The organism is Dendronalium sp. ChiSLP03b, assembly GCF_034531165.2.
Taxonomy (GTDB): Bacteria; Cyanobacteriota; Cyanobacteriia; order Cyanobacteriales; family Nostocaceae; genus Dendronalium; species Dendronalium minutum.
Map to the genome: position 1 here is coordinate 25,035 of NZ_JAVRBR020000037.1, position 7,229 is coordinate 32,263.

Genomic DNA, 7,229 nt, shown 5'->3' on the forward strand with positions numbered 1-7,229 from the left:
AAAGCTGGGGAAAGGGAAAAAGTTAAGGATAAAAGGAAATTTCAATCCCTTTAACCCTTACTCCTTAAACTTTTACCGACTTCTGCAAGAAGTTTATTGGTTGCAAGAATCAGCAAGTTCCTGTTATCCCTGTTCTTAAGAGTTACTTAGAGCAGAAATAAAAACTGATGATTAAGTCTCACTCTATGAAAGTAAACTGGCTGGTGGTTGAGGAATAAACTTTTATGAAAGCGATGATTCTCGCGGCAGGTAAAGGTACTCGTGTGCGCCCGATTACCTATACAACTCCCAAACCAATGATTCCCATCCTGCAAAAACCAGTGATGGAATTTCTCCTAGAACTGTTGCGCCAGCATGGATTTGACCAAATTATGGTCAATGTTAGCCATTTAGCTGAAGAAATTGAAAACTATTTTCGTGACGGTCAGCGGTTTGGCGTACAGATTGCCTATTCTTTTGAAGGTAAAATTGACGACGGTAAACTGGTGGGAGAAGCAATTGGTTCTGCTGGAGGTATGCGGCGCATCCAAGACTTCTCGCCATTTTTTGATGACACCTTTGTGGTGTTGTGTGGTGATGCTTTAATAGACCTAGATTTATCCGCAGCAGTTAAGTGGCATAGATCCAAAGGCTCCATCGCTACTATTATTACGAAATCTGTTCCACAGGAAGAAGTTTCTAGTTATGGTGTAGTCGTCACTGACGAAAATAGTCGTGTCAAGGCTTTTCAAGAAAAACCCTCAACAGAAGAAGCTCTTAGCACCAACATCAATACAGGTATTTACATCTTTGAGCCAGAGGTATTTAAGTACATACCTTCTGGAGTTGAATATGACATTGGTAGCCAGCTATTCCCCAAATTGGTGGAAATTGGTGCCCCTTTCTACGCCATTGCAATGGATTTTGAATGGGTAGACATTGGTAAAGTACCAGACTACTGGCGGGCAATTCGCGGTGTACTGCTAGGCGAAATTAAGAATGTGCAAATTCCGGGTCATGAGGTTGCCCCTGGTATTTACACTGGCTTAAATGTTGCCGTGAATTGGGACAAGGTGGATATCACAGGCCCAGTTTATATTGGTGGCATGACCAGGATAGAAGATGGAGCTAAAATTGTCGGTCCAGCAATGATTGGCCCTAATTGCTGGATATGCAGTGGGGCAACAGTAGAAAATAGCGTCATTTTTGAATGGTCGCGATTGGGCCCAGGAGTCCGGCTAGTTGATAAGCTGGTGTTTGGTCGCTACTGCGTAGATAAAACAGGAGCTGCTATTGATGTACAGGCTGCTTCTTTAGACTGGTTGATTACCGATGCTCGGCAAACACCACCATCTCATACCCCCCTTGAGCGGCAAGCGATTGAGGAATTGTTGGGGACAAACGCGAGTTAGGGATTGGGGATCGGAGATCGGCGATTGGGGATTGGGTATTAAGCACTAGCAAGAAAACTAATTTTTGTGAACTACATTTCTTCCCAGTTGCCAGTCCCCAGTCCCCAGTCGCTAGTCCCCAGTCCCTAACTATTCAAATATGTATACCGTCGCAGGCTTTGCTCGTAGGTTTGTAGTAGCCGCTGAGACTCTGCTAGGGTGATGCGCTTTTCTTCCAAAGCTTTTTCACAACGCTGACGGATGTTTTCCACCATATCTTCAGAGTCATACTGCACGTAGCTCACCACTTCACTCATGGTGTCACCTTTGACGACGTGTTCAATCTGGTAGCCTTTAGGGGTTAGCTGAATGTGAACAGCGTTGGTGTCGCCAAATAGGTTGTGCAAATTGCCCATGATTTCTTGGTAAGCTCCATTCAAAAACATACCCAGATAGTAGGGTTCTCCAGGTTTGAAGGAGTGTAGTTCTAAAACCGATTTAACATCACGCAGGTCAATAAAGCGATCAATTTTGCCATCACTGTCGCAGGTGAGATCGGCCAAAATACCGCGCCGTATGGGTTCTTCGTCTAGGCGGTGTATCGGCATAATTGGGAATAGTTGGTCGATCGCCCAGCAATCTGGTGCTGATTGAAACACTGATAAATTAACGTAGTAGATGGAAGCCATGATTTGTTCTAGGTCTTCCAATTCATCAGGTACGTATTCTTGCTGTCTAGTTATGTCAAGAATTTTCTGGCAGCAGGCCCAGTAGAGTCGCTCGGCTTTAGCGCGTTCTCTCAGACGCAAAATTCCTAAGTTGAAGCGGCTGATGGCTTCTTCTTTAAATTGAGCCGCGTCGTGGTAGAACTCCTGATAATTCTCTTTGTTGATCGATTGGTAAGTTTCCCACATGTAATTGATAATCGGCGATTCTCCCTCTTGTGGGGGTTCTGGAGAATCGAGGGGGACATCGCTGGTACTGAGAACATCAAAAATCAGTACCGACTGATGGGAGGCGATCGCTCTTCCACTTTCACTAATCAATGTTGGTACGGTAATCTGACGCTCCGCACAGGTATCTTTTAACTCTGCCACAATGTCGTTGGCATAGTTCTGCATGTTGTAATTTTTTGATGCGTAGAAATTGGTTTGCGAACCGTCGTAATCTACACCTAAGCCGCCGCCAACATCCAGATATTTCATGTCAGCCCCCAACATCGCCAATTCCACGTAGATACGACTGGCTTCTTGGATGGCATCTTTAATCACATTAATGGCTGAGATTTGCGAACCAATGTGAAAGTGCATCAACTGCAAGGAATCGAGCAATTCTGCTTCGCGTAACTTGTCAACTGCCTCCATGACTTCAGGCATTGTCAAACCAAATTTAGCGCGATCGCCGCTGGAAGTTCCCCAACGTCCCATACCTTGGGTACTTAATTTAGCTCGTACTCCCAAAAGTGGCTTAATCCCTAACTGGCGGTTAGCAGCAATTACTAAATCGACTTCTTCAATCTGTTCTAAGACGATAATTGGTGTTTGCCCTAACCTTTGGGCTAACATTGCTGTTTCGATGTATTCTTGGTCTTTGTAGCCGTTGCAAATTAACAATGCACCCGGTGTATCCAAAATCGCTAAAGCAATCATTAATTCCGGCTTGGAACCGGCTTCTAAACCAAATTGATGCGGTTTGCCAAACTTGACTAAATCCTCAATTAAATGCCGCTGCTGGTTGCATTTGACAGGAAACACGCCGCGGTAAACACCAGGGTAGTTGTAACGGGCGATCGCTTTGGCAAAACAAGCATTCAAACGCTCAATTCGGTCTTCCAAAATATCAGAAAAGCGAATCAACATCGGCAGCCCCAAATTACGCTGCTTTAAGGCGTTGACTAGTTCAAATAAATCTAGCGAACCGCCGCGATCGCCTTTGGGGGAAACAGTGATATGACCGGCAGCATTAATTGAAAAATAAGGTTGTCCCCAACCTTCAATACGGTACAAATCTTCGCTATCCTCTATTTTCCAGGAGCGAGGTAAATCTCCTGCGGTAGTACTAGGTGGTAGCAGCTTTTTTGGCTTATGATTTTTCACTTCCGACTTATGTCCATTGGACGGTAGTTTAACCACCCCATCAGATGTAGCAGTAGACTGAACATCCATTTCTTACTCACCTCTGTGTTTCACCCACGAATAAACAATTTAACGCATTCATCTTGTAACGGATATGCACCCAGAGATAATTTCTGAGATAAACTCTGATTGGTCATTAATCAGTGAACAGTGAACAGTTATCAGACCGTTGCCTGTTCACTGATAACAGACATATAAAAATTTGATTAAGTTTTGGGAGATAGCTTTGGAACGCACATTCTTAGCAATTAAACCTGATGGCGTACAGCGGAGACTGGTGGGTGAAATTATCAGCCGCTTTGAAACTAAAGGTTTTACCCTCGTGGGTTTGAAGTTCCTAAATGTTAGTCGGGAATTAGCTGAACAGCATTATGCCGTTCATCGGCAACGTCCATTTTTTGCTGGTTTGGTCGAATTTATCACTTCTGGCCCGGTAGTAGCGATGGTGTGGGAAGGCGATGGTGTCGTTGCTTCTGCTAGGAAGATTATTGGTGCAACCAATCCCCTAACGGCAGAACCAGGAACGATTCGAGGCGATTTTGGGATTAACATCGGTCGCAACCTCATTCATGGTTCGGATGCTTCAGAAACCGCAAAACACGAAATAGCGCTGTGGTTTAAGGAAGAAGAATTAGTTAATTGGCAACCGCACTTAACACCTTGGTTGCACGAGTAGGAAGATAGGAAGACGCGGTGAGGGGGAGACATTTTGATTCTCCGCGTCCCCGCGTCTCTACGTCCCCCCATCTTCCTATTTGGGTACTTCAGTTTTCTCAGCTTCTACTTGGGGTGATTCTGTGAGAGTGCGCTTGGAAAATCCCCAAGCTAAAATCAGGGCGATCGCAGTAACCATTACCCATTCTGGCGGAACCAAATTGTCGTTCACTACTTTCAACAACAGACGCAAACCCACCAAAGCTACTGTTACATAGCCTGCGTCCTCTAGATTTTCAAATTCATCCAACCAACGGATGAACAATCCAGCCATGAATCGCAGCGTGATGATACCAACTGTTGCTCCCGTCAATACCAGCCAAGTTTCTTGAGAAACAGCGATCGCAGTTGTGACGCTATCCAAGGAAAATGCTAAATCTGTAAATGCAATCACGGGTATGGCTTGCCATAGGGAATTGAAGCGGGGGCCATGATGGCGATCGTCCTTGGCTTCCTCAGAGGTGAAATGTTGAAATACCAACCACAGCAGATAGGCAGCACCCAATAATTCAAATTGCCATAATTTTTGTACCCAAGTGGCAGTTAAAATCAGGCTGATTCGCAGTACATAGGCAACGACTAAACCAAAGTTGAGCGCCTGACGCTCAAGTTCTTTGTCTTCCAGTCCTTGGGCGATCGCAGCGAGGGCGATCGCATTATCAGCAGATAGCACCGCCTCTAAAAACACTAGGATAAGCAGGACTATTGGGGCTTCAATGCTGAAATGAAAGTTTAAATAATCAAAAATTTGGTCTAGCATTCCAGGTTTCTCAAGCAGGGAAAAAAATTGACAGGCACAGCCAATTTAATATAAAAAGCGCAATAAATTGCTACTTCATCCAGCTTAACGTGGTTGCGGCGCATTCTGAAGCCGATGTCCAAGGACAAGCGATTCCAGAACGCAGTGCTGGACTCACCAGACTGCTTTACTAAAAGTAACGCTGCACCTCAACGCGCCTATTCGCTTTGCGAACATTCAAAAATGTACTTTATTATACGTAAAATTAAAAAATTCTTAACATCAATTCTGTCAAATCGAGCAAATCTATTCAGTAAGGTAATTGCTAAGTCTTTGCTGATACACTGAAAATCTGCAAATTATCAGTGTGAATTTCAGCTTCATACTGGCAAGATTCTCAAGGGATGCACTACTACAAATATGACTGACAACCATGATAGTAACTTCGTTAACTCTCCAAAGCCCAAAGGTTTTTCTCTCAGCTTAATTCTTGGATTTGTGATGTTTTTTTCTATTATCAATTTCCAATATACTACTCCTATAATTCCTATCTTGGGTTTTCACGGCATCATTGATGCTAAAAGTAATATACGTAATTCATATCCAGAGGATATGCAGTATTTAAAACAAGACATAGAAAAACTTATAGAACAGTTAATTATTAATGATTATTGGTTCTTAACTACTCAAGATTTATATGATTTTTTCTTAACTAAATCTAAAAAAATTCCTTCGCAATATCAGAAAAAAAAGCCTGTAATGATTTCTTTTGATGATGGATATAAAACTGTTTACACAAATTTACTGCCTGTTTTATATAAGTTACAAAAAAAATACGGAAAAAAAGTCAAAGTTGTTTTATTTATTAATCCAGGCAGTTTAGCTCGGAAAGGAAGTAATGATTCAATCCACCTAGAATGCAATGAATTGAGAGAAGGCTTAAGAAAAGGATTTTATGATATTCAATCTCATGGATTAAATCATCAAGACTTAACCAAACTTAATCGACGCGAGTTAATTAGAGAACTGCTGCAAGCTAGAACAGAACTAAGAAAATGTACGCATGATTTAGATCCAGACCAACAAGTAGCATCTCATTTTGCTTATCCTTATGGCGCTTATAATCAACAAGTAGAATCCTATGTCTCTAAATATTATTTATCTAGTTATTTATACAATGACGAACTTCTAAATTATGGTTGTTCTAAAAATCATTATGAAATTCCTCGTTTAATGGTTAATCGGCAAAAATCAACTAAAGAATTGCTAGAAATTGCTGAAACTCTTTCTACAGTAAATAATCAAAAAGACTACAAAGATAAATGCTAAGCTGTTACACCAGAAAAATTTTACATTGAATCGAGTCATCGGTCATCTAATAAAATTCCGTGAAACCAAAAAATACTATTTTTAAACGTGCCTACGCTTTAGATGCGCTGCATGATTTGTAACATTAAATTTAAATTCTATTAGCTATGACTATTTACTTAGTTATGCTGTGATAGATTTGACATGAGGCATTAGCCCGAATACTTTTGCAAAATAAATTGTTAAATAGCTTCAAGGCTTCAAACTGTAATTCTAGGAGATGCATCAATGTCCAGCATTTTACGTATCAAAAATATTGGCACTACTATTTTTAAGCAAACTCCGATACAATCAAGTGATTTAAAAAAATCCGATCCAACGTATGTGGCTAAAGCTGGTGAGCTATTTCTCGCCTCTGCTGTTGACCGTGATGTGAAGAAATATGGTGGCGACCACTGGAAAGTGACATTTGAGAATAAACTTCAGCCTAGAGAGGGTGGTGTTCCTATACAAACTTGGTTGGTTTTTGAGGGTGATGTGGAAGAATACAGGCTCGTAAAATAATTCGTGTTTGAGAGAGTCTGCGTTCGCCTTTAGATTTTGCCGCAGCCTAGATGGACTTCGTTTGTCTAGCCCCGGACTTATATCTGAGGGCAATTTACTTTGTTTGAAACGATTGAATGTCTTGGCATTAGCTCTAATACTTTTTATATCTTTACGCATATACGTAATATACGTAAATAAATAGTATCTGTAGGGTGTGTTATCGCGTAGCGTAACGCACCAAAGCCTTTGGACGGTGCGTTAGCCAGAGGCATAACGCACCCTACTGGCGTGTCAAGGCTAAAGTAGTGCAATAGAAAAATTCGATTATGTGTCTAAACTTCAATTTTTCAGAGATTTTTAATGCAACATTTTAGCCTTGCCATGCCACTACTGGCGTGTCAAGGCTAAAATGTTGCA

At 41.8% G+C, this 7,229-nt stretch carries 6 protein-coding genes; 4 read left to right on the top strand and 2 right to left on the bottom strand.

Going from position 1 to position 7,229, the window contains the following annotated elements:
* The first annotated feature begins 224 nt into the window (after positions 1-224).
* Complete coding sequence (locus RMY31_RS08740; protein ID WP_322660774.1) at positions 225-1,391, top strand: NDP-sugar synthase; 1,167 nt, start codon at positions 225-227, stop codon at positions 1,389-1,391.
* A gap of 125 nt (positions 1,392-1,516) precedes the next feature.
* On the opposite strand, the gene speA is transcribed toward RMY31_RS08740, so the two are convergent.
* Positions 1,517-3,535 (bottom strand): biosynthetic arginine decarboxylase, encoded by a 2,019-nt coding sequence (gene speA / locus RMY31_RS08745; RefSeq protein WP_322660777.1) that lies wholly within the window; start codon positions 3,533-3,535, stop codon positions 1,517-1,519.
* 196 nt (positions 3,536-3,731) lie between these two features.
* On the opposite strand from speA, the gene ndk reads away from it, so the two are divergent.
* On the top strand, positions 3,732-4,181 hold the full coding sequence (gene ndk / locus RMY31_RS08750; protein ID WP_322660779.1) for a nucleoside-diphosphate kinase: 450 nt from the start codon (positions 3,732-3,734) through the stop codon (positions 4,179-4,181).
* A gap of 75 nt (positions 4,182-4,256) precedes the next feature.
* On the opposite strand, the gene RMY31_RS08755 is transcribed toward ndk, so the two are convergent.
* Positions 4,257-4,979, bottom strand: coding sequence for a TerC family protein (locus tag RMY31_RS08755; RefSeq protein ID WP_322660781.1), 723 nt, complete (start codon positions 4,977-4,979; stop codon positions 4,257-4,259).
* Positions 4,980-5,378: 399 nt separating this feature from the next.
* Here RMY31_RS08755 and RMY31_RS08760 point away from each other — a divergent pair, with 399 nt between their 5' ends.
* Positions 5,379-6,287, top strand: a complete 909-nt coding sequence (locus RMY31_RS08760; protein ID WP_322660783.1) for a polysaccharide deacetylase family protein — start codon at positions 5,379-5,381, stop codon at positions 6,285-6,287.
* 267 nt (positions 6,288-6,554) lie between these two features.
* On the top strand, positions 6,555-6,830 hold the full coding sequence (locus RMY31_RS08765; protein ID WP_322660785.1) for a hypothetical protein: 276 nt from the start codon (positions 6,555-6,557) through the stop codon (positions 6,828-6,830).
* The last annotated feature ends 399 nt before the right edge of the window (positions 6,831-7,229 follow it).

Coding starts and splice junctions, on each gene's coding strand:
- RMY31_RS08740 (WP_322660774.1), top strand. CDS start 225: ATGAAAGCGATGATTCTCGCGGCAGGTAAAGGTACTCGTGTGCGCCCG.
- speA (WP_322660777.1), bottom strand. CDS start 3,535: ATGGATGTTCAGTCTACTGCTACATCTGATGGGGTGGTTAAACTACCG.
- RMY31_RS08760 (WP_322660783.1), top strand. CDS start 5,379: ATGACTGACAACCATGATAGTAACTTCGTTAACTCTCCAAAGCCCAAA.
- RMY31_RS08755 (WP_322660781.1), bottom strand. CDS start 4,979: ATGCTAGACCAAATTTTTGATTATTTAAACTTTCATTTCAGCATTGAA.
- RMY31_RS08765 (WP_322660785.1), top strand. CDS start 6,555: ATGTCCAGCATTTTACGTATCAAAAATATTGGCACTACTATTTTTAAG.